Below are 23,652 nucleotides of genomic sequence, written 5' to 3'. Positions count from 1 at the left end.
TGTCGTGTATTGCTTGCGAAGCTCCTTTTCGGATTCGACGAATGGAGCTGGAAGTGGCAGTGGAACGGACCGCCGTCAACCCGTGGGAGTGGTCGGTGGAGCTGGGGTACAACCAGGGCGAGGTCGTGTCGGGGCAGACCCGGACGCTGTACTGCTCCGGGCAGGCCGCGATGAACGCCTCCGGTGAGCCCGAGCACGCCGGTGACGTGGGCGCGCAGCTGGCGTTGAGCCTGGACAACCTGGAGGCGGTACTGGCCGCCGCGGGGATGGCGCTCGCGAACCTCGTTCGCCTGACCGTGTACACGACCGACGTGGACGCGCTGTTCGCGCACTACGGCGTGCTGGCCGGCCGGTTGGGCGCCGCGGGCGTGGCGCCGGCGACGACGATGCTCGGCGTGTCGCGGCTGGCGGTGCCGGGGCTGGTGGTGGAGCTGGAGGGGACCGCGGTGGCGTGACGTGGACGGGCTGCTCGTGCCCTCGTGCGGCACGAGCAGCCCGGGTGCCCCACACGGCTGGTCAGGTGAGGCGGCGGCGCAGCTCCGGGAGGAACTCCGGGTCCTCGGCCACCAGGCGGGCGGCGTCCAGCTCGTGCGGGACCGACGTGTTCGGCTCGCGGTCGAGCAGGTAGTGGATGATCTCGCTGACGAGGACGGGCTCGTCGGGCTCGACCAGTGCGAGGTCGTCGAAGAACCCCTCGGACAGCACCACGTGGTGCCGGGTCGTCTCGGTGCCCTCGCGCACCTCGGCGGCGTACTCGTGGGCGGCCATCGGCATGACTCGAACATCCGTGCTCATGTCGCTCGGCTACCCGTGCGGTGACCCCGAAAACCTGTGCGGGGATTGCGACGGGGCTGTGCGGGTACGCCTTTGTCGTGCAGACCTTCTTGCCCTACGAGGACTTCACCTTCACGGCCCGCGTGCTGGACCAGCGCAGGCTCGGCAAACAACGCGTCGAGACCCTGCAGGTGCAGCGCGCGTTGGTCGTGCCGGGTCACGGCTGGCGGAACCACCCGGCCGTGCGGATGTGGGCGGGCTACGAGGAAGCACTCGTGCGGTACGGCATCGAGATCTGCGCGCAGTGGCGCGCGGGCGGGTACCGCGACACGTGCGAGACCACCATGCGCGCGGACCTGGCGCGGGCCAAGGAGATCACGGTCGTGCGCACCCAGGAGCAGCTGGCGGCGGACGGCGACCTGCCGTGGTGGCTGGGTGACGAGGGACTGCACCGCAGCCACCGGTCGGCCCTGGTGCGCAAGGACCCGCAGTTCTACCGGCGGTTCTTCCCGGACGTCCCGGACGACCTGCCGTACGTGTGGCCGAGGTCGGACCGGGAGGTCCGGGTCTGAACGGGCCCCGGCGGTCAGTCCGGGGGTTCGGGGGCGTCGGGGTTCTCCTGCGGGACCTCGGGCTCGGTGTCGGCGCCATCCTGCGTGACATCGGGTTCCGGCGTGTCGAGGTCGTCCAGGTCGGGGGTGCCCGGCGAGTGCGGGGCCTCCGGGTTCACGGGATCGGTCATGCCGCGCGGTTACCCCGCGGGCCGGGCGCTATGCCGCCCGCGGGGAAGTTCACACCGCCGCGAGGCTGGCCCGCGGACGGTCGCACCCTCAGCCCGCCGTGAAGTTGTCCGCCACCTCGGCCTCCAGCGCGCGCAACGCGCCGTCGCCGTCGGTGTCGTCCGGAATCCGCAGCTCGACCTCGCTCGTGCCCGCGCCGCCGGGCGCCACGCGCAGGTAGGCCTGCTGCACGTCGTCGCGCCGCCATTCCAGGGCTCGTTCCTCCGTGTGCACGACGGTCTCGCAGGTGCGCAGCGACGGCGGCAGCCAGGCCAGGGCGCGGGTGTCGTCCGACGCGGTGTTGAACACGATGTCTGCGTCGGCTTGCATCGTGCGGGTGGTGGCAGTCATGAGCTCGGGGTACCCGCAACGGGCGGATTATTGATGCTCTCCGCTGAGAATCCGCCCACTTGTCAGCGGTCCTCGGGAACGGCATCGCCCAGCGACGCCGCGGCACGCGTCTGGCCGGCACCGGTCGTGCCCCGCTGCCCGAAGCCGCGGCTACAGCACGCGGCGCAGCCACTCGATCCTGGCCGCGCGGGCCCGGCGGGACAGCACGGCGTCCGGCACCAGCTGGTCGAAGCCGTGGCAGCCGCCGGGCCACACGTGCAGCTCGGCGTCACCGCCCGCGCGCCAGATCCGGGCCGCGTAGTCGACCGCCTCGTCGCGGAAGACGTCCACCGAGCCGACGTCCACGTACGTCGGCGGCAGGCCGGAGAGGTCGGTGGCACGGGCCGGTGCGGCGTACGGCGACACGTCCGGGCCGCCGCGGGCCGCGCCGAGCAACGCCGTCCAGCCGGTCAGGTTCGACGCGCGGACCCATGTCGTCCCCGAGAGGAACTGGTGGCTGGACGGGGTCTCGCACCGGTCGTCGAGCATCGGGCACATCAGCAGCTGACCGCGGACGGCCGGGCCGCCGCGGTCGCGGGCCATGAGCGTCACCGCCGCCGCGAGACCGCCGCCCGCCGACGTTCCGGCGACCACCGGTGGGGCGAAACCCGCGCGGTCCATCCAGGTCAGCGCCCGGTAGCAGTCCCGCACGGGTACCGGGTGCGGGTGCTCGGGCGCCAGCCGGTACTCGGGGGAGACCAGCGTGACGCCCAGCTCCTCCACCCACTCGGCCAGCACGTGCAGGTCGGAGCGGCGGGTGCCCGCGACCATCCCGCCGCCGTGCAGGTGCAGCACGGGCGGCCCGTCACCGCCGGTGGGCCGCAGCACGAGCACGGGCACCCCGTCCGCGTCCTCCTCGGAGAACGCCACCGCACCGCCCCGCGTGAGCTCCGCGTCGGTCACCACCCGGCCGGTGCGGCGCCGCTCCGGGATGCCACCGGGCGTCAGCGGCGGCCGGGAGAGGTCGGCGGCGGCCGCGATCTCCCGGTCGATCACCCCTTCACGCCCGTGTGCGCGAGGCCCTCGATGAACTGCCGTTGTGCCAGCACGAACACGATGAGGATCGGCACGGCGGTCATCGTCGCGGCGGCCAGCTGCACGTTCCACATCGGACCGCCGTAGATGTCGACGAACTGGGTCAGCGCCTGCGGCAGCGTGAACATGTCCGGTGTGGACAGGTACACGATCGGTTCCAGGTAGAGGTTCCACGAGTGCAGGAACGTGAAGATCGCGACCGCGCCCAGCGCCGGCCGCGACAGCGGCAGCGCGACCCGGTAGAAGATGCCGGCCCTGCCCAGGCCGTCCATGCGGGCGGCCTCCTCCAGCTCGGCGGGCAGGGCGATGAAGAACTGGCGCATGATGAAGATCGCCAGCACGCACGGCGCCCCGAAGATCGGCACGATGATCAGCGGCCAGTGCGTGTTGGTGAGGCCGAGCTGCTGGAAGAGCTGGAACAGCGGCACGATGGTGACCTCGCTCGGGATGAGCAGGCCGACGAGCACCACCACGAACAGCGCGTTCTGGCCGGGGAAGCGGATGCGGGCGAACGCGTACCCGGCCATCGCCGCCACCACCATCGTGCCGATCGTGACGACCACCGCGATGTAGAGGCTGTTCCAGTACTGCTGCCCGAACGGTTGCAGCTCGAAGACCTGCGAGTACGTCGAGAACGTCCAGTCGGACGGCAGCAGCGACACGGAGAAGATCTCGCCGATCGGCTTCATCGACGAGGTGACCATCCACCACGTCGGGAACACGAACGGCACGCACAGCAGGCACAGCAACCCGTACAGCCAGACCTTACGACTCATGGAGCACCCACTTCCGGCGCATCCGCCACTGCACCAGCGTCAGCACGGCGACGATGGCGAACAGCAGCACCGAGATCGTCGCGCCGTAGCCGAAGTGGTGGAACTGGAACGCCTGCTGGTACAGGTAGTAGATCAGCACGGTGGTCGAGGTGCCGGGCCCGCCCTGGGTGAGCACGGCGATCTGCGCGAACACCTGCAACGAGCCGACGATCGTGATGATCGAGGTGAGCAGGATGGTCGGGCTGATCAACGGGATCGTGATCCGCAGGAACCGCGTCCACGCCCCGGCGCCGTCGAGCTTCGCGGCCTCGTACAGCGGCGCCGGGACACCTTGCAGCGCCGCCAGGAACAGCACCATGTTCAGGCCGACGTTCTTGACGACCTGCACGACGATGACCGACACCATCGCCGTGGACTCGCCGCGCAGCCAGTTCGGCCCGTCCACCCCGAAGAACCCGAGCAGACCGTTCACGCTGCCCTCCGGTTGCAGCATCAGCTGCCACACCAGCGTCCACGCCACCAGCGACACCAGCACCGGTGAGAAGAACAGCGTGCGGAACAACGTGGTGCCGCGCAGCTTCTGGTTCAGCAGCACCGCGAGCAGCAGCGCGAGCGACAGGTTCAGCACCACCAGCCCGCCGGCGAACCACGCCGTGGCCACCAGCGAGTCGCGCAGCTTCTCGTCGGCGAGGAGGCGTTCGTAGTTCTCCGCGCCGATGAACTCGAAGGTGCCGCCGAGCACGTTCCACTCGTTCAGGCTGTACCAGCCGACCAGGGCCAGCGGGACCAGCACGAACGCGATGCTGCCGAGGAGTGCGGGCGCGACGAACAGGTAGCCGACCAGGTTGTCGCGCCTGCGGTAGGTCCAGAACGTCACGGGCGCTCCAGCAGCGGCTTGATCTTCGCGCACACCCCGTCGAGCACCTGGCCGACGTTCGCGTCGGGCTTCCACAGCGGGTCGAGCGCCGCCCGGATCGTCTGGTTCAGCTCCTCCTGGCCCTGGTGGCTGGGCTTGACGACACCCTTGTTGATGCCGTCGATGACGACCGACTGCAGCTGTTCGGGCTTGAGCAGCGGGTTGGACTTGGCCAGCGTGTCGGCGTTGAGCAGCGACTGCCTGGCCGGCGGGAAGAACTGGGCGAGCTTCGCGGAGTTGGTGGGGTTGGTGAGGAACCCGAGGAAGTCCGCGGCGGCGTCGGCGTTCTTCGAGCGCTTCAGCACGCCGACGCCGGCCTGGCCGATCACCGCGTAGTCGCCCTTCGGGCCCTGGGGCAGCGGCAGCAGCGTCCAGCCGAACTTGGCGTCCTTCAACGCACCGGCGCGCGAGATCTGGCTGACGGCCATCGCCGCGTTGCCCGCGAAGAAGTCGACGGTCGTGCCCGGTCCGGGGATCGCCTTGTCCGTGAAGATCGCCTTGTGCACGAACGCCATGGCATCCTTCATCTCCTGGCCGGCGAACCCGCAGCTCTTGCCGTCCTCGCTCCAGGCGTTGGCGCCCCAGCCGCGCCAGATGGTCGACAGCACGGCCCAGTTCTGGTACTTGAAGTCCGGCAGCACGAGGTTCTTGCCCGCCGACGCCGCCACGGCCTGCTCCCAGGTCGTGGGCAGCTCCTTCACCAGGTCGGTGTTGACGAACAGGCCGAACGGCGAGGTGGAGAACGGGTAGGCGTACAGCTCGCCGTCCTTCTCCCACAGCTTGGTCGCGGACGGCACCAGCTCGTCGGCCTTCTCCACCTTGCCGCGGATCGGGGCGAGCGCGCCGGAGGAGACGAAGTCCGGCGCGGACTCCTCCAGCAGCCAGGCCAGGTCCGGTGCGTTGCCGCCGGCGATCTGGGTGGTGAGCGTGGTGGTGTAGCCGTCGGCCGGCACCGAGTCGAACTTGATCTCGGTGACGTCCGGGTGCGCGGCCTTGTACTCGGTGGCGATCTCGGTGAGCAGCTTGAGATGTGCCTCGTTGGCGGTCCACACGGTCATGCGCAGCGTCTTCGGACCGGACTGGGCCGAGGAGCCGCCGCAGGCGGTGAGGGCGAGCAGTGCGGTGCAGATGAGGGCGAGCAGTCGGGACATCGTTGTCTCCCTGGACTAGTAACCGGACACGTCCGGCCAGCGGAGCTCGACGCCGTCGCGGTCCAGCCGGTGCTGGAAGTCCGCGAGCAGGCCGGGGGTGTTGCGCACAGCACGGGGGGTGGTGTTGTGCGCGAGGCAGAAGTCCGCGAGCGCGCCCGCGACCTCGCCGACGTTCCACTCGACCGGGTGCAGCCGGTGGGAACCGTTGGTGATGTGGGTGGTGCCGATGTTCTTGCCCGCGGGCAGGAGGTTCTCCACCCGCTGCGGGATGAGCGCGCCGAGCGGGATCTCGAACGGGCAGCTCGCGACGTCGAGGTAGTTGTCGCCACCGGTCGAGGGGTGCAGGTCGATGCGGTACATGCCGACCCCGACGGCGTCGTGGTGCTGGACCGCGCCCTTGTCGCCGCGCACGGCCAGCGACAGGTCCTGCTCGACGATCGTGTACTCGGCCCTGATCCGGCGCGACTCGCGGATGTAGGGCGCCTGGGCGAGGCCGTCGGCGCCGCCGCCGGTGACGTCACCGCGCAGCCGCAGGCCGGGGAAGCCGGTGCCGCCGTCCGGGCGCGGTGCCTCGGTCTGCAGCCAGTAGAGGACGGACCTGGACAGCTCCCGTGCCGCCGCGATGTGGTGGTCGGCGTCCGGCACGTCGATCACCGGCGACTCGAAGTAGTCGATCATCGGCCAGTTCACCAGGCAGATGTCGCTGTCGTAGGCGCCCTCGACGAAGTTGCGCCGCGCGGCGATCCGGCGGAACGTCCACAGGTTGCTGTCGCCCGCGCTGAGCCGCTGGTCCGACAGCACGGACAGCGGATCGTCGTCCGGGTTCGGCGTGAACGTGCGCTCGGCGGTGGTGAGCGTGCGCGGGTCGGGGGAGCGGAACGACAGCATCCGGTCGCCCCAGTAGTCCGGCTGGTACTCGCGCCAGAAGTCGTAGCGCGCGGGCTTGTCGATCGTGTGGTCGCCATCGACGTGGTCGATCGCGAAGCACACCGACATCGCCTGCATGTTCGCCGGCTGCGCCACCTCCGGTGCGCTCGGCTCACCGGTGTCCAGTGTGGACTCGAATCCGGTCACGTACTCGGTGCCGGTCAACGGGAGCAGCTCGCCGGTCTCGGTGGCGTCGAGGATGTACGGCGCGGACAGCTCGACCTCGCTGCCGTGGTGCTCCACGGTGACGGACACGACCCGGTCGCCGTCGGTGCGGGCGCTGACCGGCCGCGCCGGCTGCAGGACCGTGAGCCGGCCGCTGCCGCGGTAGGGCGCGAGCATCTCGTCGATCACCGCCACGGCGACGCGCGGCTCGTGGCACAACCGGCTGACGTTGCCCGCGCCGGGGTTGAGCTCGCGCCACGCCCGTGCCCGCGGGGTCAGCGGGTAGTTGCGGCGGTAGTGGTCGCGGATGCCCTCGCGCAGGGCGCGGTACGAAGCCGTGACGCCGAAGCGTTCGACCCAGCTGTGCTCGTCCGGCGGCACGGCCTGGCTGGTGAGCTGCCCGCCGAGCCAGTCGAACTCCTCGGTGAGCACGACCCGGCGGCCGGCGCGCAGCAGTGCGAGCGCCGCGGCGACTCCGCCGAGTCCGCCGCCGATGACGACGACGTCCGTGTGGTGCGGCAAAGCTTCCTCCTCAGTGGTCCACCGGTGCGCCGAGCGTCGAACCCTCGACGAACGCGCACGGCAGCAGTTCCCGCGGTGTGGTGCCGTGTTCGAGCACCTCGGTCAGCGCCTGCACCGCCCTGCGCCCCATCTCGCGGCGGGGGATGCGGAACCCGGTCAGGTCGACGTCGCCCGGTGCGGGCCGGGTGGCCGCGCCGAGCATGAGCACGGACAGGTCGCCGGGCACCGACAGGCCGTGCTCGCGGGCGGCGAGCACGAGCGCGGCACCGTCGGAGACCTCCTCGGCGAGCACGGCCGTGACGCCCGCGCCGCGCACGTGGCCGAGCGTGGTGGCCGGCAGGTGCGTGCCCTCGACCCCATGGGCCGCGACGGCGTCGCGGAACCCGCGCAACCGGTCGGCGGACGACTCGGCACCGGTGCCCGGTCCGACGTAGGCGATCCTGCGGTGGCCGTGGGCGACGGCCCGGTCGACCAGGTCGCGCACGGCGGCCCGGTAGTCGGCACCCACGCACGGCACGGCCGCGCCGGCATCGTCGCGGCGGCCGATCGACACGAACGGGATGCCCTCGGCGAGCATCTGGGCCAGGTCGTCGCGGTCGACCGTGCGGCCGATCAGCAGGCACCCGTCGGCCAGCCGCACCCGGCTGTCGTCGCTGAAGATCCGCCGCTGCCCGCCGACGGCCTTGGCGCCGGTGAACAGCAGCAGGTCGCAGCCGACCGCCTCGGCCTGCTCCTCGATGCCCTCCAGGAACGGCTGGTAGAAGTCGGCGCGGGTGCTCGGGAAGACCGCCTCGTAGGTGAACACGCCGAGGATCTGGTTGCGCCGGTCGTGCAGCCTGCGCGCGATCGGGTTCGCGACGTAGCCGGTCCTGCGGATCACCTCCAGCACCCGTGCGCGGGTCTCCGGCGCGATCCGGACGCCGCCGTCCTGGCGGTTGTTGAGCACCAGCGACACCGTGGCCTGGCTGACGCCTGCCATCCTGGCGATGTCCTGCTGGGTGAGCCGCTTGGCCATGACCACCTGCCAATTCGAATTGGCACGGATTGTGCTGCGGCGGCCCAGGTGTCGTCAACCCCTTGTAATAATTCGAATTAGCACGCTGACGGGTGCGGTGGGTGGCCCAGCTTGCCGGTACGCTGGGGCCACTCCGGTGAACGTGGAAGCGGGCTGCGGCTAAGTACCTGTGTGATGACCGTGATCAACCGCAGTTCGCGGGACGGAGTCCCCCCAGACGACGAGCGCTCGGCGGAGCACTCGGACGGGGAGGACTTCACAGCTCTGTTCACCCGCCACGCCGACGAGTTGCACCGCTACCTGGCCCGCTGGGTGCCGATGGCGGCCGACGACCTCGTCGGGGACGTGTTCGTCTCGGCGATCCGCAGCCGTGCCCGCTTCGACCCCTCGCGCGGATCGGCGCGAGCGTGGCTCTTCGGCATCGCGACCAACCTGCTGCACACCCACCTGCGCGGGCGCCGGCGGGAACGCGAGGCGTACGCGCGCCTCGTGCACGGGCGGGAGAGCGACAGCCACGAGAGCCGCGTCGTGGACACCGTGGACGCCGAGGTCCGGGCACGCCAGTTCGCCGTGGCGGTGCAACGGCTCGAACCGCGTGACCGCGACGTGCTGCTGCTCACCGGCTGGGCGGGGCTGGACTCCGCCGAGGTCGCACAGGCGCTCGACATCCCCGTCGGCACCGTGCGGTCCCGGCTCCACCGCGTGCGGCGGCAGCTGCGCACCGCGTGTCCCGACATCGTCCTGGAGAACAACGATGACTGAGAAGATGTGGACCGACGACGAGCTCGACCAGGCGATCGCCGACCAGCCGGCCGGTCCGGCGTTCAGCGCGGCGGCGCGGGAACGGGCGCTCGCCCGCATGCTGGCGGCGGAGGCGCCGCGGCCCGGCAGGAAGCGCTGGCTGGTCGCCGCGGCGGCGGTCACGCTCGTCGTCGGCGCCCTCGTCGCCGTCCCCCCGCTGTGGTCGGACGACTCGGGTCCCGCCGCGAGCGCCGCGGAGACGTTGCGCCGCGCCGCCGCGGCCACGACCGCGCACACCGCGCCGTCGGAGGGCCAGTACCGTTACGTGGCAACGCATTCCTGGGACGTGGGCAGTGCGACGACCAGAACGGGCAAGCCCCTCTCGGCACTGATCCACACCCTCGTCGAGGTCTGGGTCCCGGCCGACCGCACCGGCGAGTGGCTGGAACGCCGCTCCACGCTGGGCAGCCGGTGGCTGGTCGGCAGTGACGAGCTCGTCGCGGCCGAGGGCGACGGGGGGCTGTTCGCGGGCAACCCGCCGGTGCAAGAGCGCCGCGGACCGTGCGGCGACTACCCCGACGTGAACGAGGAGCTCGGCGGAGATCCGGACTGGGGCAAGCCGTGCACCGAGCGCGCGGGCAGCTGGTACCGGCCCAACCCCCGGTTCCTCACCTCGCTGCCGACCGCTCCGCAGGCGCTGTACGACCGACTGTGGGCCGATGCGCGCAACGACGCCGCGAACGCGTTGTCCCACGCCGCAACGGTTCTGGCGGCACCCGACGCGTCGCCGGAGCTGAGGTCCGCGCTCTACCAGGCGCTGCAGCACCTGCCGGACCTGCGGGTCACCGAGGAGACGGCGAACCTGGACGGCAAGGCCGGCACCGCCCTCGGCCTGGCGCGCGCCGACGCCCGCGAGGACATCATCATCGACCCGGCGACCGGCCGGTACATCGGCACGCGGTGGGTGTTGCTTCGCTCCGGCACCGGCGCGTGGGAGGGCCTGGAGCCGGGCACCGAGGTCTCCTCCTCCGCGGTGGACTTCGCCGTGGTCGACCGCGCGGGTGACGCGCCGAAGTGATCGCGTCGAGGGGTGATCTTGTGCGGCACAGCGGTGTCCCCGCCGTGACTTTGTCCACTTAGGACACTTGTTTCACTCTTATGCAGCAACGTTTGCGCGCATGTTCGCGCAGCTCGCGGGGTAATCAGTGATTCCAAACCCCGGTCCCCCCGCCCCGGCGATTGCCCGGATGCGTGCGGCCCTGTTCGGTCGTGAGGAGTGGTTGTGATGGCACACGTGCGTCGGCTGGTAGACGTCCACACGGGTGACGAGTTCGATCAGCCGGTTCCTTTCGGTCTGGTGTACCCGATCTGCGCGGCGGACGGGTCCGCCCCGCCGAGCCAGCGCGGCCGCACGTGGAGCGACCTGGTGGCGAGTGATCGGGACCTGCGGCCGGCTTCGTGAGCGTTGAGTGGCGGTGGGAGGGCTGGCTCGTCGCGCCGAGGCCGTGCTCCCGCAGGCGTACCGGCGCGGTCGCAGGGACACGGCGCGCGGCCACGTGCCGGCCGAGACCTCGACCGGGGTCGTGGCCGAGCAACAGGCGCCCGCGACCGGTCCCGCCTCCCCGGTTCTCGGCGACGTCACACCGCCGGTGACCCGCCGCCCGCTCGACGAGCTCTGACCCTCGCTCCCCAAGGGCGCCCTCCTCGGAGGGCGCCCTTTCGTTGCGCACGCAGGTAGCCCTCGCGCGCGGGCATCGCACGAAAGGTCCCCGCGTGCGACAGGAGCGCACGAAAGGGCCCCGCGTGCGGTCAAGCGGGGGTTGGGGAGGGAGGGGTGGCGGGTAGGACGAGTGTCATGGGTGTGGGCAAGCTGGCAGACGGCCATCAGTCGCATGTCGGGCCAGGAGATGGGCTCACCACGCCATGGCGTGCTGTGCTCACGCCGGTTCGCCACCACCGCAACCCGTCACCGTGACCGAATCGGGTGAAGTCGTGGTTTGAGGTGGATCAGGCCGGGTATTCGCGTCCGGCGCGTCAAGCAGTCGGCGCGATACCTTCGGCTGTTCAAAGGCGGCGATGACCGTGCATCTCGACGATGCCGTTACCTCGGCACTCACCCACCTCCGCACCGGGGCACCCGGACCGGCCGTCCAGGACCTGCGGGAGGCGTTGTCCCTGGCAGGAGCGGTGCCGCCGCAGGCGTTGGCCTGTGTGAGGGCAGCCGACGACCACCTCGCGCACGGCGAGCTGATGGAAGCGCGGACGCTGCTGACGGTGGCCCACCGGCTGCTGGCGCAGTCCGGCACCGGGCAGCCCGCGGTGGTGCTGCCGAGCCAGGCCGTGCCGCCCACCACCCCGATCCGGGTGTGAACCGGCGTCCCCTCGGGTATCTCGAACGGGCGTTCGAGTGAAAGGGGACGATCGTGAACCGCACACCGGAGAAGGACCCGCAGGACTGGACGACCGGTGACGAGCCGATGACCGGGCCGCAGGAGTCGTACCTGCACACCCTCGCGCAGGAGGCGGGCGAGGAGGTGCCGGGCGAGCTCACGAAGGTCGAGGCGTCGCAGCTCATCGACCGGTTGCAGGAGAAGACCGGCCGGGGCACCTGACCTGCCCCGGCCGTTGTCGTGCGTCAGCAGGACAGGCGGGCGTCCGCCCAGTCGGCGTGGTCGAAGTCGCGGCCGTCGCCACCGTCGGTGACCCGCAGGCCCAGCATCCGGACCCCGGTCGTGTCCACCGAGACCGGCCGGGCCGGGTCGCCGCCGCGCACGACACCGCTGTCGTGCAGCAACCGCCCGTCGCCGAACACCTGGAAGCTCACCGAACCGGGTGACGTCGTCTCGTCGTCGAGGCCGGCCAGCGCGTCGAACGCCCGGCACCCGCGACCCAGGTAGAGGGTGACCTCAGCCGGGGCGTGCGTGCCGAGGCCCTTGGCGTAGGTGACGCCGCGATCTGCAACGGCCGCCCGTCACCGGCGCCGGTCTCACCGTTGGACCGGTCCCGCTCCACCGGACCCCAGCCGTTCGACTCGCTGACGAACGGCAGGTCGCTCGCGAACGGTGTCCCGCTCGGCACCGGCGGCGGCACGAACGCACGCACCGCCCGTTCCACGTGCACGGTCTGATGCGCGCGGAACTCCGCGAACACCGGCACGTCCGTGAACCCCACCGGGCCGCCCGCCCGCACCGTCCAGGTGCCGGTCACCGTCTCGCCCGCCCGCAGCTTCGTCCTGGTCACCGGCGCACCGGTGACCATCCAGCCCGCGGGAGGGGCCGCCGTCAGCACCACGTCGGACACGTCCGCGGTGCTCGTGAACGTCCCGGACACCTCGAACGACGCACCCCGCGCGACGTCCACCTCGGTCGGCGTGATCGTCAACGACGTCGCCGGCACCTGCGGAATCACCTGGTCACAGGTCTGCAGACCGGGCCGGTAACGGCACGCGACCGCCGCGAACCCGCCGTTGCGCTGCACCGCCTGCGCCAGCGTCTGAGCCGACGACACCACCTGCCGGTCACGCGTGACGTCACCGCGGACAGCCGGGTCCCGGACCGTCTCGACCAGCCACTGCCCGCCACTGAGGAACGACAGCGGCACGTCGAGCGTGCGCGCGTCGGCCGAGATCGCACCGATGAACCAACGCGCGCCGTTGCGCCGTGCGACAACCGCGTGCGTGTCGGGGTCACCGCTGATGAGCCGCGTCTCGTCCCACGTGGTCGGCACCTGGTTGAGGAACCGCAACGCCTGCGGATGCCGTTCGTAGGCTTCGGGCTTGTCGGCGAAGTGCGTCCAGCCCGACTCGTAGACCACCGGCAACGCCACCTCGTGCGCGACCGACGCCTCCCGCGTGCCGACCTCCAGCGACACCGGCGTGTAGTCCATCGAGCCGACGACGTTGCGGGTGAAGAACTGCACGGGGTTGTTGCCCGCGGGCGGCGAGTTCTCCGCTCCTCGCACACCCTCCATGGTCATGATGTGCGGCCATGTCCGCGCGAGCCCGTGCGGGATCGTCGAGCCGTGGAAGTTCACCATCAGCCGCAGCTCCGCGGTCTTGGCGAGCACCGCGTCGTACCACTGGTACCGCGCCTGCGAGTCGGACTCCATGAAGTCGAGCTTCACGCCCTTCACGCCCCACTGCCTGAAGCGGGGGAGCAGGGTGTCGCGCTCTTCGGCGGTGTCGAGGTCGGTCCAGTGCAGCCACAGCAGGACCTCGACCCCCTTGGCGCGGGCGTACCGGACCAGCTCCGGCACCCACTGCGCGCTCCACCCCTCGTCGACCAGCGCGTACGGCCAGCCGGACCGGGCGGCGAAGTCCACGTACTGCTTCTGCCGCTCGAACGACCGCGGGCTGTCGTGCTCGCTCAGCCACGACCACGCGACCTTGCCGGGTTTCACCCACGACGTGTCGGCGAGCTTGGACGGTGAGGCGAGGTCGTCGACGAGCGTGGACGTCGAGACGGTCGCGAGGTCACCGATGACCGCCGTGCGCCACGGCGTCCTGGTCAGCGTCACCTGCGCGTCGGCGAGCACGACCTCGTAGTCGCCGGTGGTGCGCCGCAACCGGCTGCCCGAGTGCCGTCCATCCACATCGGACTCGGTGAGCAGCACGTACGCGCCGTCCGCCCGGAACAGCGACGGGTAGCCGAACTCACCGGTGGCCGCGCCCGCCGTCGTGCGCACCCTGTTCTGCTCGTACCACGCGTTGTAGGGGAGCAGCCAGGCCGGCGCGTCCGCGGGCAGCCGGAACGCGGACGCCTCGCCGGTGACGGTGTGGGCGGCCGGGAGCACGTACCGGTAGGCCACGCCGTCCGGGGCCACCCGCACGACCAGGTCGAACCGGCCCGCGCCCTCGAACGTCAGCGTCGTCTCGGTCATGGTCGTGGACCGCTGCCGCTCCTTGCCGGTCGTCATCGAGTAGCGCTCGGTGACCGTCCGGTCCTTCCTGGCGGTCAGGCGCAGGCCGGTGGTGAGGTCGGCGGTCGTGGTCCGGAGACCGATCGGAGCGGGGGCGAGGACGGGGACGCCGTTGCGGGTGACGCCCAGCGTCGGCGAGCCGTTGGTCAGTTCCACCGTGGCGGTGAGCGCGGAGTGGCCGTGGACCTGCCATCTGGACGAGGGTGCGGCGGTGGCGGGGGTCGGAGCGAGCAGGAGGGCGGTCGTGAGGGCGGCCAGCAGCCTTGACATCGTTGTCAGCTCCCCGGAGTCCGGCGGTGAGAACGTTCTCACCTTGGCGCGGGGTAGGAGGAGCGGTCAACGCCGGCGGCGGTGTCGGGCAGGACAGGAATTGTCCGGTGGAGGGGCGGCTCGCGCCGCGAGCGAGCCGTGCCGCGAACGAGCCGCGTCGCGAACGCGGTGGCGCCGCGAACCCGAGCCACGCCAGCCGCCGCGAGCCGTCCCAGCTACCGCAAGCCGCGTCTTCCACGCAGGTCGTCGCCGCCACCGCGAGCCGCTACCGGCGCGGTCGCCCTCAGCGCGAGCCGCCCACTTCCCCCGGCGTCAGCCCCGTGCCACCACCCGCACAGTCTCCAGCTCCGAGTCGGCCGGGTCCGGCAGCTCCATCCCCGCCGCCAGCCCGCTCCGCAGGTAGGCCAGCACCTCCTCGCTGATGACCTCACCCGGCAGCACCGCGGGCGCCCCCGGCGGGTAGGGCGTGATCATCTCGGCGGCCACCCGGCCGGCGGCCTTGTCGACCGGCACCTGTTCCACCTCGGCGAAGAACGCGTCGCGCGGCAGCATCGCCGTCTCCAGCTGCAGGTCGTCGGGGGAGGGGAGGTCGACCGGCTTCGGCGTGGGCAGGTCGGCCCGCGTCAGCGCCTGCAGCGACTCGACCAGGATGTCGGCGGTGCGCTGGTCGTCGGCGTGGGTGAACTGGGCGACGATGCGGCGGTGGTCGGACAGGCCGACCGTGACGCGCTGTTCGGCGCGCAGCCAGTCCGCGGCCTGGTAGCCGCTGATGTGGAGGCCGGACACGTCGATGACCATCTTGAGCGGGTCGGTGGAGTGGGTGAGGCCGGTGAAGTCCACGACCTGGAGACCGGGGAGTGCGGAGATCGCGGAACGGGTCGCGCCGGCCAGTGCCAGTGCGGCCGTCAGCAGGTACTCGCCCTGCTCGACCATGTGCCGGCGCCAGCCGTCGAGGGTGGCGTAGACCAGGGAGGTCGGGCTGGTCGTGCCGAGCAGGTCCTCGCGGGACTTCAGCACCGCGGGGTCGACGAGGTCGCCTTGGAGGTGGAACACCGAGCTCTGCTCCACGGCGGCGCCGGACTTGTGGACGCTCGTCACCACCACGTCCGCGCCGGCGTCCATGCCCCAGGGCGGCAGGTCGGCGTGGAACGGCAGGTGCGCGCCCCAGGCCTCGTCGACGATCAGCGGTTTGCCGAACGAGTGGCACACGTCGGCGATGGCCTTGATGTCACCGCAGGTGCCGTAGTCGGTGGGGGTCACCAGCAGCACGCCCTTGGCGTCGGGCTCCGCCTCCAGCAGGGCGCGCACCTCGTCGGGGCCCGGCGGGTGCGACAGGTGCAGGTCGGCGTCCCAGCGCGGGCTCAGCCACACCGGCCTGACGCCGCTCAGCACGAGGCCGGACACCACCGACTTGTGCGCGTGCCGGGGGACGATGAGCTTCTCGTGCGGGCCGGCCACCGAGAGCATCGCGCTCTTGACCGACAACGAGCTGCCGCACGTGGAGAAGAACGCGTGGTCGGCGTGCACGGCGTCGGCCATGAGCTGCTGGGCCTCCTCGATCACCCCGCCGCTCATCAGCCGGTCGTCCAGGCCGTTCAGCGCGACCACGTCGGCGGTGAACACCTGTTCGCCGAGCACGTCGAGCACGCGCGGGTCGACGCCGCGGCCCTGGCGGTGGCCGGGTGGGGTGAACGGCACGAAGCCGCGTGAGCGGAAGTCCTGCAGCGCTTCGAGCACCGGTGCCTTGCTGTGGTCCATGGACGGGGAGTAGCCCGTCCGGCCGAGGCTCGAACCTCAGGCGCGCAGCAGCGGGCGGACGAGGGCCTGGGTGTGGTCCGACGGTTCGAGGCCGAGCTCGGTGCGCGGCCGGCGGCGGTAGCTCGGCCTGGTGTTTGCGCGGCGCCCGGACCGGTTAGTCGTAGACCGTGACTCCTGAGGCTGGAACGACGGAACCGGCGACCACCCCCGTGCCTGTGCCTGCTCAGCCGGCGGCGCGGTCGAGCCTGCTCGCGAGCTTCTCCGACTACGCGGAGGCCCAGCGGCTGGTGGACCGGATGTCCGACGACGGGTTCCCGGTCGAGCACGTGCGGATCATCGGCGACGGTGTGCGCACGGTCGAGCAGGTGACCGGCCGGATGACGCGCGCGAAGGCCGCGGTCTCCGGTGCGGCCGGCGGCGCCTGGTTCGGCGTGCTCATCGGGTTGCTGTTCGGGCTGTTCACCTCCGGTGTGGCCTGGGTGTGGATGCTGGTGCTCAGCCTGGTGATCGGTGCCTTCTGGGGAGCCGTGTTCGGGTTCGCCGCGCACTGGACCACCCGCGGCAAGCGCGACTTCTCCAGCGTCATGACCCTGGAGGCGAAGCGCTACGACGTGCTGGTCGACGGCGAGCACGCGAGCCGGGCGGGCAAGTACGTGCTCTGACGAAATTCGGTTCCGGCGCACGGGACCTGCTTGCCACACTGGCGCCGTGACGTTCTTGGGACAGGGCTGGGACAGCACGGCGACGCTCGTCGACGGGCGCTGGGTGGAACGGCGGCCGCAGCGCCCCGCGATCGAGGCGGTGCTGCGGCGCGAGACGGTCGTGATGCCGTGGCTCGCGCCGTTGCTGCCGCTGCCCGTCCCGGTGCCGGAGCTGGTCTCGGTGGACCCGTTCGTGGTGCGGCACGAGCTCGTGCCCGGTGCTGAGCTCGCGACGCTGAACGCGGTGCAGGGCGAGCAGCTGGGGGAGTTCCTGCTGGCGTTGCACGCGGTCCCGGTGGCCGGGGCGGTCGCGCGCGGCGTGGGGACACCGCCGGTGCCGCTCGACCGGTTCCGCGCGGAGGTGCTGCCGCTCGTGCCCGACCAGGCCGACCTGCTCGACGCGGTCGCGGCCGCACCGGCGGACGTGCTGGTGCACGGCGACCTCGGCCCCGAGCACGTGCTGGGCCGCGACGGCGTGCTGACCGGCGTGATCGACTTCGGTGACGTGCACGTCGGCGACCCGGCGATCGACCTGGCGTGGGCGCTGCACTCGACGCCGCCGGAGTTCGCCGGCGCGCTGGCGGCGACCTACGGCGTCACGCCGGAGCTGCGGGAGCGTTCGCTGCTGTGGCACCGGATCGGGCCGTGGTACGAGGTGCTCTTCGGCAACGACAACGGCGACCCGGCGATGGCCGCCAGCGGCCTGGAAGGCATCAAGAACCGGAGTAGCTGGTTCTGACTTCGGGTATTCCCGGTGCAACGAAACGCTGGGAGGAAAAATGCCTTGGGTTCAGCGGCACCGACGTCGCACGCCGTACAGCTGGTTCCGCTCCACCACGGTCCGCAGCCACTACCGCAGGCGCCCGCTCAACGCGTGGTTGCCGATCGCCGTCGTGGTCCTGTTCATCATCCTGCTCATCGCCGTCTTCTGACCCGCCGCCGGTCCGAGCGGTATGGTCGGGGCATGGGTCAGTTGGGTGAGTTGTTCCCCGGACGCAAGCTCCGCAGCGAAGCAGGCGACTCCGGTACCGGTGAGGACTTCGAGGAGACCGGTCCCCTCGACCTCACCACCGGAGTCGTCCAGCTGAGGCCCCGCCCCAAGCCGCAGCCCGCTCCCGAGGAGGCCGAGGGCGCCGAGAGGCCCCTGCCCGAGAGCGGCGCGTGATCACGGGTACTACCCTTGGCCGGTGCTGGTAGGTCTGCTCGTCGTAATCCCCGCCTTGTTCTTCCTCGTCGGAGTGGTCCGTGACCGGCGCAGGCTGAGCAACGCCATCTGGCTCGGCATCACGCTGGTGCTGTTCCTGCTGCTGCTCGCCGAAGCGGGGCGGGACAACCCGGCGGTGAGCCTGCCGCTGCTGCTCGCGTTCGCGCTGGCGGTGTTCGGGCTGTTGCTGCTGCCGCTCGCGTTGCTGGCCAACGGCCTGGTGATGATCCGCCGCGAGGGCCGGTCGCTGGGCAACCTCCTGTCGTTCCTCGCTGGTCTCGCGCTGCTCGGCGAGATGGCCTACTTCTTCTGGGGCATCACCCAGCCCAACGACTGGGTCCGCGGCAGCGCGATCGGGTTGTTCCTCGTCTCCGCCTACATCGCGTTCCTGTTCGTGAGCCTGCTGCTGTACTCGGTGATCTACGGCCGCACGGGCCGGCGCAGCGGGTTCGACGGCATCGTCGTGCTCGGCGCCGGGCTGGTCGGTTCCCAGGTGCCCCCGCTGCTCGCGAGCCGGCTCAACCGCGCCCTGCGCCTCTACCTGCGGGAACGCTCAGCCGGACGCACGCCGGTGATCGTCGTGACCGGCGGCAGGGGTCCTGACGAGGACGTGTCCGAGGCGCTCGCCATGAAGCGGTACCTGCTGGAGCGCGAGGTGCCGGAGGACGACGTCGTGCTGGAGGACCAGGCCGGCACGACCGACGAGAACCTGCGCTACAGCAAGGAACTGCTCGTCGAACGCGGGCTCACCGGGTCGGTCGTGGCGGTGACGAACAACTACCACGTGTTCCGCACCGCCGTGCTGTCCCGCTCGCACGGACTGCGGATGCAGGTGATCGGCGCGCCGACGGCGTGGTACTTCGTGCCGAGCGCGTTCATCCGCGAGTTCGTGGCGCTGCTGGCGCAGAACCCGGGCGTGCACGCGCTGGCGTGCACGGTGCTGATGGCGGGCGGGCTGGCGCTGACCCAGATCGGCTAGCGCGAGCAGTCAAACGTGATGACGTCCGCGGCGTTGTTCGCGGCTGAGTTCTCCGCGCCTTGTGGACGGTGCCGTGTGGACGGGACTCGGCAGTTCCCGAGCACGCAGAGAGCCGTGAGGAGGCGCCTCGTCGTGTGAGCCACCGTACCCGTCCGCCGCCTTGATACCCATACCCCCTAGGGGTACCGTTCGGCGCTGACGGAGGAGGACGAGATGGACCACGCACCCGTGAGCCTGACCCGCCAGGCGGTCTCGGCGACGCTGCACTGCCTCACCGGCTGTGCGATCGGCGAGGTGCTCGGCATGGTCGTCGGCACCGCGCTGGGCTGGGGCAACCTGGCCACCGTCGTGCTGGCCGTGGCGCTGGCGTTCTTGTTCGGCTACTCGCTCACCATCCGCCCGGTCCTGCGCTCCGGCCTCGCCCTCAAGGCGGCCGTGGGCGTCGCGCTGGCCGCCGACACCGTGTCGATCGCCGTGATGGAGGTCGTCGACAACGCGGTGATGCTGCTGGTGCCGGGCGCGATGGACGCGGGACTGGCGGACTGGGTGTTCTGGGCGGCGCTGGTGTTCTCGCTGGCGGTCGCGTTCGCGGTGACGGTGCCGGTGAACCGGTGGATGATCGCGCGCGGCAAGGGGCACGCGGTCGTGCACCGGCACCACCACTGAGCCGGGTGGGGCGCGGGACGCCGGGTACCCGCCCCGGCGTCCCGCGCTCCTCGCCGGTCAGGCCGGTTCGAAGCGCATGACCCAGTTCTCCTGCCAGGTGTCGCCGCCGTCGTAGGAGAACGACTGCCGCCACACCGGTGCCGGGCCCGCCGTCCAGTCGAACCGCACCGCCACCGCGTGCCCGCCGACGACGTCCTCGCCGAGGAACACGCCGTGCCCGTCGGTGAACCGGCCCTCCAGCGGCGGGTCCAACTGGCCCGGCGCGCGGGTCGAGGCCCACCAGATGCGCCAGAGGCCGGCGGCCGGGTCGTACTGCCGCAGGGTCATGCCCTCCCAGTCGCCGGCGTCGAAGGTGTCGACGTTCGCCGCGCCGCCCAGCACCGGCCGCACGTCGGCCCGCGCGCCGAACTCGACCCACTCGGTGCCGCGCCCGGCGATGTCGGCGATCTTGCGGTTGGCGACCCGCCAGCGCCCGTGGAGGAAGTCGAAATCGTTTGCAGTCATGGTGGAGATGCTGAACCGATACCGCTGACACCTCTTGTCAGTGATCGACTATTGACGCAAAGGTCTGGACCATTTTACGGTTCGGGGCAGTGGCCGCCGCCCTAGCCAGGAGGTCCTTCCCTTGCGCCTGCTCGCCAGAGTGGTCCCGGTGCTAGCCCTGCTAGCCGGGACCCTGATAGCCGTGACGAACGCGCCCATCGCAGCCGCAGCCCACGAGGACTGCCGGCCGGACGGGCTGTACAAGACGCCGGGCGTCGACGTGCCCTACTGCACCGTCTACGACACCGCCGGCCGCGAGAACATGGGGACCGACAAGTCCCGCCGGGTGATCGGGTACTTCACCAGCTGGCGCACCGGCAAGAACGGCCAGCCGGGCTACCTCGCCAAGGACGTCCCCTGGACCAAGGTCACCCACCTCAACTACGCGTTCGCCCACATCGACGCGCAGAACAAGATCTCCGTGGGTGCGCCGGACGCGAACAACTCCTCGATCGGCATGGAGTGGCCGGGCGTCGCGGGTGCCGAGATGGACCCGTCGCTGCCCTACAAGGGCCACTTCAACCAGCTGACGAAGTACAAGAAGCAGCACCCGAACGTCAAGACGCTGATCTCGGTCGGCGGCTGGGCCGAGACCGGTGGCTTCTTCAACGCCGACGGCACCCGCAACGCCTCCGGCGGCTTCTACAAGCTCGGCCAGTCACAGGCGGCGATCGACACGTTCGCCGACAGCGTGGTCGCGTTCCTGCGCCAGTACGGGTTCAACGGCGCCGACATCGACTACGAGTACGCGACGTCGAACAACCACGCCGGCAACCCGGACGACTTCTGGATCTCCAACGCCAACCGCGGCACGCTGTGGGCCGGCTACCAGGCGATCATGAAGACGCTGCGCGAGAAGCTCGACCGCGCCGGTGCCGCCGACGGCAAGCACTACCTGCTGACCGCCGCCGTGCCCGCCTCCGGCTGGCTGCTGCGCGGCCAGGAGACCTACCAGGTCGTCAAGTACCTCGACTACCTCAACGTCATGAGCTACGACCTGCACGGCTCGTGGAACCACTTCGTGGGCCCGAACGCGGCGCTGTACGACGACGGCAAGGACGGTGAGCTCGCGGCCGGTGGCGTGTACACGGCACCGCAGTACGAGGGCATGGGCTACCTGAACACCGACTGGTCCTACCACTACTACCGCGGTGCCATGCAGGCCGGCCGGATCAACGTCGGCGTGCCCTTCTACTCGCGCGGCTGGCAGGGCGTCACCGGTGGCACCAACGGGTTGTGGGGCCGCGCGGCCCTGCCCAACCAGTCGCAGTGCCCGCCCGGCACCGGCACGTCGGTCGGCTCGACCACGCCGTGCGGCAACGGCGCGACCGGCATCGACAACCTCTGGCACGACGTCACCGCCGGTGGTGCCGAGGTCCCGTCGGGCGTGAACCCGTTGTGGCACACGAAGAACCTGGAGAACAAGATCACCGGTTCGTACTCGGCGCAGTACGGCCTCGACCCGGTGAACGACCCGACCGACCGGCTCACCGGCACCTACTCGCCGTTCTACGACACCACCATGCAGTCGCCGTGGCTGTGGAACAACGACAAGAAGGTGTTCCTCTCCACCGAGAACGAGCAGTCGATCGCGGCCAAGGCCAAGTACGTCCGCGACAAGGGCCTCGGTGGCATCATGATCTGGGAGCTCGCCGGTGACTACCGGTACGACCCGGTCAAGAAGGAGTACTTCATCGGCGACACGCTGCTGTCGACGATCGACACCGGCCTGAACGGCGCGGCGCCCTACGGTGCGGCGAAGGCCACGACCCAGCAGTCACAGGTGCTCGCGGTCGACGTCGACATCCACGGCTTCGCGTTGGGCGACAACAACTACCCGATCACGCCGAAGATCAAGTTCACCAACCGCTCGAACGTCACCATCCCCGGTGGCACGAAGATCGCGTTCGACTACGGCACCAGCGCGCCGGGCAGCATGGCCGACCAGTCCGGGTTCGGGCTCAAGGTCGTGTCGAAGGGGCACAGCGGGCCGAACGTCGGCGGCCTCAAGGGCGACTTCCAGAAGGCGGAGCTCGCGCTGCCGTCGTGGCAGTCGCTCGCACCGGGCGCGTCGATCGAGCTGACCGTCAGCTACCAGCTGCCGATCTCGACGCCGTCGAACTTCGTGTTCACCTTCGGTGGCCAGTCCTACGCCATCTCCGCCGACCACCCGCGGATCGGCGGCGGCACCCCGCCCACCTCGACCACCACGACAACGACCACCACCACGACCACCTCCAACCCGCCGGTGTGCGCGCTGCCGGCGTGGGAGCGGGGCAAGGTCTACAACGGCGGCAACGACGTCTCGCACAAGGGCCGCAAGTGGCGGGCCCAGTGGTGGACGCAGGGCGAGGAGCCCGGCACCACCGGTGAGTGGGGCGTCTGGCGCGACCAGGGCGCCTGCTAGCAGGCGGTGATCGTCAGGACGCGGGTCTTGGGCGGGTGTGACCGCTCGGGACCCGCGTTCTGCTTCAGGGGCTCTCGCAGTACCGGTGACAGCAGGGTCTCCCGAACTCCCCAGGACGTCTGTCAGCGTGTCGGGGCAGCTGACTCAAGGGAGACGGAAACCAATGGCGGACAACAGGTTCACCACTCACGCGGAGCTCTTCGACCTGAGCGGGAAGCACGCGCTCGTCACCGGCGGCACCAGGGGCATCGGAATGATGATGGCGCGCGGCCTCCTGCAGGCGGGCGCCCGCGTCGTCATCAGCTCGCGCAACGAGGACGCGTGCGCGGAGGCCCAGCGCCGGCTGTCCGAGTTCGGCGACGTCCGGGCGATTCCCGCCGACCTGTCCCGGCACGACGAGTGCCGGCGTCTCGCGGATCTCGTGCAGGCCGGCTCGGAACGCCTGGACGTCCTCGTGAACAACGCGGGCGCGATGTGGCGCGAGCCGCTGGAGACGTTCCCGGACGAGGGCTGGGACACCGTGCTCGACCTCAACGTGAAGTCGCCGTTCTGGCTGGTGCAGGCACTGCTCCCGGCACTGCGCAGGGCAGGCACCGCCGATGACCCCGCACGGGTCGTCAACGTGGGCAGCATCGCCGCCATCCACGTCGCCGAGGCGCCCAACTACTCCTACGCCAGCAGCAAGGCGGCGCTCCACCAGCTCACCAGGGTGCTCGCCAGGGAGCTGGGCCCGCAGCACATCACGGTGAACGCGGTGGCGCCGGGACCGTTCCCGTCGCAGATGATGGCGTCCACGATCGAGACCGCCGGCGACCGGATCGCGGCGAAGGCCCCGCTGCGCCGGCTGGGCCGCGACGACGACATGGCGGGAACCGCCGTGTTCCTCGCCAGCCGGGCCGCGTCCTACCTCACCGGCGCCGTCATCCCGGTGGACGGCGGCATCGCGACGACCGCGTCGGGCACGTAGTGCGGGGTACCGGCAGGACCTCCCTCGCCGTCTGGCCAACGCCTATGGT

28 protein-coding genes are annotated in these 23,652 nt (G+C 71.0%); 15 read left to right on the top strand and 13 right to left on the bottom strand.

Annotation, left to right across the window (positions count from 1 at the left end):
• Positions 1–59: 59 nt before the first annotated feature.
• A complete protein-coding gene (locus AB0A63_RS03185) occupies positions 60–455 on the top strand; it encodes a RidA family protein (protein WP_360384992.1) in 396 nt (131 codons plus the stop codon).
• A 61-nt stretch (positions 456–516) separates the two neighbouring features.
• Here the strand turns inward: AB0A63_RS03185 and AB0A63_RS03180 are convergent, their stop codons facing one another.
• Positions 517–795, bottom strand: a complete 279-nt coding sequence (locus tag AB0A63_RS03180; RefSeq protein WP_360384725.1) for a hypothetical protein — start codon at positions 793–795, stop codon at positions 517–519.
• 77 nt (positions 796–872) lie between these two features.
• On the opposite strand from AB0A63_RS03180, the gene AB0A63_RS03175 reads away from it, so the two are divergent.
• Positions 873–1,346: an MSMEG_6728 family protein gene (locus AB0A63_RS03175; RefSeq protein ID WP_360384723.1), complete on the top strand. Its 474-nt coding sequence runs from the start codon at positions 873–875 to the stop codon at positions 1,344–1,346.
• Between the two features lie 14 nt (positions 1,347–1,360).
• Here the strand turns inward: AB0A63_RS03175 and AB0A63_RS03170 are convergent, their stop codons facing one another.
• The 8 genes from AB0A63_RS03170 to AB0A63_RS03135 form a co-directional block, all read right to left on the bottom strand.
• Entirely contained in the window at positions 1,361–1,516 is a 156-nt protein-coding gene (locus AB0A63_RS03170; RefSeq protein WP_360384721.1) for a hypothetical protein, read from the bottom strand.
• 88 nt (positions 1,517–1,604) lie between these two features.
• Positions 1,605–1,904: a hypothetical protein gene (locus AB0A63_RS03165; RefSeq protein WP_360384719.1), complete on the bottom strand. Its 300-nt coding sequence runs from the start codon at positions 1,902–1,904 to the stop codon at positions 1,605–1,607.
• Positions 1,905–2,054: 150 nt separating this feature from the next.
• The gene (locus AB0A63_RS03160; RefSeq protein WP_360384717.1) at positions 2,055–2,939 is read right to left on the bottom strand and encodes an alpha/beta hydrolase; all 885 of its coding nucleotides are present in this window, start codon (positions 2,937–2,939) and stop codon (positions 2,055–2,057) included.
• A complete protein-coding gene (locus AB0A63_RS03155) occupies positions 2,936–3,754 on the bottom strand; it encodes a carbohydrate ABC transporter permease (protein WP_360384715.1) in 819 nt (272 codons plus the stop codon). The genes AB0A63_RS03160 and AB0A63_RS03155 overlap by 4 nt, the downstream gene beginning before the upstream one ends.
• Complete coding sequence (locus AB0A63_RS03150) at positions 3,744–4,631, bottom strand: sugar ABC transporter permease (protein WP_360384713.1); 888 nt, start codon at positions 4,629–4,631, stop codon at positions 3,744–3,746. The genes AB0A63_RS03155 and AB0A63_RS03150 overlap by 11 nt, the downstream gene beginning before the upstream one ends.
• Positions 4,628–5,821, bottom strand: a complete 1,194-nt coding sequence (locus AB0A63_RS03145) for a sugar ABC transporter substrate-binding protein (protein WP_360384711.1) — start codon at positions 5,819–5,821, stop codon at positions 4,628–4,630. The genes AB0A63_RS03150 and AB0A63_RS03145 overlap by 4 nt, the downstream gene beginning before the upstream one ends.
• Positions 5,822–5,836: 15 nt before the next feature.
• Positions 5,837–7,435 (bottom strand): FAD-dependent oxidoreductase, encoded by a 1,599-nt coding sequence (locus AB0A63_RS03140; protein ID WP_360384709.1) that lies wholly within the window; start codon positions 7,433–7,435, stop codon positions 5,837–5,839.
• A 10-nt stretch (positions 7,436–7,445) separates the two neighbouring features.
• Complete coding sequence (locus AB0A63_RS03135; RefSeq protein ID WP_360384707.1) at positions 7,446–8,450, bottom strand: LacI family DNA-binding transcriptional regulator; 1,005 nt, start codon at positions 8,448–8,450, stop codon at positions 7,446–7,448.
• Between the two features lie 174 nt (positions 8,451–8,624).
• Here AB0A63_RS03135 and AB0A63_RS03130 point away from each other — a divergent pair, with 174 nt between their 5' ends.
• The 5 genes from AB0A63_RS03130 (at position 8,625) to AB0A63_RS03110 (ending at position 11,803) form a co-directional block, all read left to right on the top strand.
• Entirely contained in the window at positions 8,625–9,212 is a 588-nt protein-coding gene (locus tag AB0A63_RS03130) for an RNA polymerase sigma factor (RefSeq protein ID WP_360384705.1), read from the top strand.
• Positions 9,205–10,269, top strand: a complete 1,065-nt coding sequence (locus AB0A63_RS03125; protein WP_360384703.1) for a CU044_5270 family protein — start codon at positions 9,205–9,207, stop codon at positions 10,267–10,269. Before AB0A63_RS03130 ends, AB0A63_RS03125 begins: the two co-directional genes overlap by 8 nt.
• 397 nt (positions 10,270–10,666) lie before the next feature.
• Positions 10,667–10,870, top strand: coding sequence for a hypothetical protein (locus AB0A63_RS03120; RefSeq protein ID WP_360384701.1), 204 nt, complete (start codon positions 10,667–10,669; stop codon positions 10,868–10,870).
• A gap of 397 nt (positions 10,871–11,267) precedes the next feature.
• The gene (locus AB0A63_RS03115; RefSeq protein ID WP_360384699.1) at positions 11,268–11,561 is read left to right on the top strand and encodes a hypothetical protein; all 294 of its coding nucleotides are present in this window, start codon (positions 11,268–11,270) and stop codon (positions 11,559–11,561) included.
• Positions 11,562–11,614: 53 nt separating this feature from the next.
• Positions 11,615–11,803: a DUF3072 domain-containing protein gene (locus AB0A63_RS03110; RefSeq protein WP_360384697.1), complete on the top strand. Its 189-nt coding sequence runs from the start codon at positions 11,615–11,617 to the stop codon at positions 11,801–11,803.
• A 23-nt stretch (positions 11,804–11,826) separates the two neighbouring features.
• Here the strand turns inward: AB0A63_RS03110 and AB0A63_RS03105 are convergent, their stop codons facing one another.
• From AB0A63_RS03105 to AB0A63_RS03095, 3 genes are all read right to left on the bottom strand, one after another.
• Positions 11,827–12,084: an NPCBM/NEW2 domain-containing protein gene (locus AB0A63_RS03105; RefSeq protein ID WP_360384990.1), complete on the bottom strand. Its 258-nt coding sequence runs from the start codon at positions 12,082–12,084 to the stop codon at positions 11,827–11,829.
• Positions 12,012–14,378, bottom strand: a complete 2,367-nt coding sequence (locus AB0A63_RS03100) for a glycoside hydrolase family 97 catalytic domain-containing protein (protein ID WP_360384695.1) — start codon at positions 14,376–14,378, stop codon at positions 12,012–12,014. The genes AB0A63_RS03105 and AB0A63_RS03100 overlap by 73 nt, the downstream gene beginning before the upstream one ends.
• A gap of 312 nt (positions 14,379–14,690) precedes the next feature.
• Positions 14,691–16,136, bottom strand: coding sequence for an ornithine decarboxylase (locus AB0A63_RS03095; protein WP_360384693.1), 1,446 nt, complete (start codon positions 16,134–16,136; stop codon positions 14,691–14,693).
• A 215-nt stretch (positions 16,137–16,351) separates the two neighbouring features.
• Between AB0A63_RS03095 and AB0A63_RS03090 the strand changes: the two genes are divergently transcribed.
• The 6 genes from AB0A63_RS03090 to AB0A63_RS03065 all read left to right on the top strand — a co-directional run bounded on the left by AB0A63_RS03090 (position 16,352) and on the right by AB0A63_RS03065 (position 19,686).
• Complete coding sequence (locus tag AB0A63_RS03090; protein WP_360384691.1) at positions 16,352–16,798, top strand: general stress protein; 447 nt, start codon at positions 16,352–16,354, stop codon at positions 16,796–16,798.
• Between the two features lie 46 nt (positions 16,799–16,844).
• Positions 16,845–17,576: an aminoglycoside phosphotransferase family protein gene (locus AB0A63_RS03085; RefSeq protein WP_360384689.1), complete on the top strand. Its 732-nt coding sequence runs from the start codon at positions 16,845–16,847 to the stop codon at positions 17,574–17,576.
• A 40-nt stretch (positions 17,577–17,616) separates the two neighbouring features.
• A complete protein-coding gene (locus tag AB0A63_RS03080) occupies positions 17,617–17,769 on the top strand; it encodes a hypothetical protein (RefSeq protein WP_360384687.1) in 153 nt (50 codons plus the stop codon).
• A gap of 32 nt (positions 17,770–17,801) precedes the next feature.
• Complete coding sequence (locus AB0A63_RS03075) at positions 17,802–18,002, top strand: hypothetical protein (RefSeq protein ID WP_360384685.1); 201 nt, start codon at positions 17,802–17,804, stop codon at positions 18,000–18,002.
• 22 nt (positions 18,003–18,024) lie between these two features.
• Positions 18,025–19,020, top strand: coding sequence for a YdcF family protein (locus tag AB0A63_RS03070; RefSeq protein ID WP_360384683.1), 996 nt, complete (start codon positions 18,025–18,027; stop codon positions 19,018–19,020).
• A 213-nt stretch (positions 19,021–19,233) separates the two neighbouring features.
• Positions 19,234–19,686, top strand: coding sequence for a DUF4396 domain-containing protein (locus tag AB0A63_RS03065; protein WP_360384681.1), 453 nt, complete (start codon positions 19,234–19,236; stop codon positions 19,684–19,686).
• A 57-nt stretch (positions 19,687–19,743) separates the two neighbouring features.
• Here the strand turns inward: AB0A63_RS03065 and AB0A63_RS03060 are convergent, their stop codons facing one another.
• Complete coding sequence (locus tag AB0A63_RS03060; RefSeq protein WP_360384679.1) at positions 19,744–20,190, bottom strand: hypothetical protein; 447 nt, start codon at positions 20,188–20,190, stop codon at positions 19,744–19,746.
• A gap of 181 nt (positions 20,191–20,371) precedes the next feature.
• Between AB0A63_RS03060 and AB0A63_RS03055 the strand changes: the two genes are divergently transcribed.
• Positions 20,372–22,636, top strand: coding sequence for a glycosyl hydrolase family 18 protein (locus AB0A63_RS03055; RefSeq protein ID WP_360384677.1), 2,265 nt, complete (start codon positions 20,372–20,374; stop codon positions 22,634–22,636).
• A 163-nt stretch (positions 22,637–22,799) separates the two neighbouring features.
• Entirely contained in the window at positions 22,800–23,603 is an 804-nt protein-coding gene (locus AB0A63_RS03050; protein ID WP_360384675.1) for an SDR family oxidoreductase, read from the top strand.
• The last annotated feature ends 49 nt before the right edge of the window (positions 23,604–23,652 follow it).

Origin of the sequence: Lentzea sp. NPDC042327 (genome assembly GCF_040647275.1) — a bacterium.
GTDB lineage: Bacteria > Actinomycetota > Actinomycetes > Mycobacteriales > Pseudonocardiaceae > Lentzea.
This window is presented reverse-complemented; position numbering and strand designations above follow the sequence as displayed.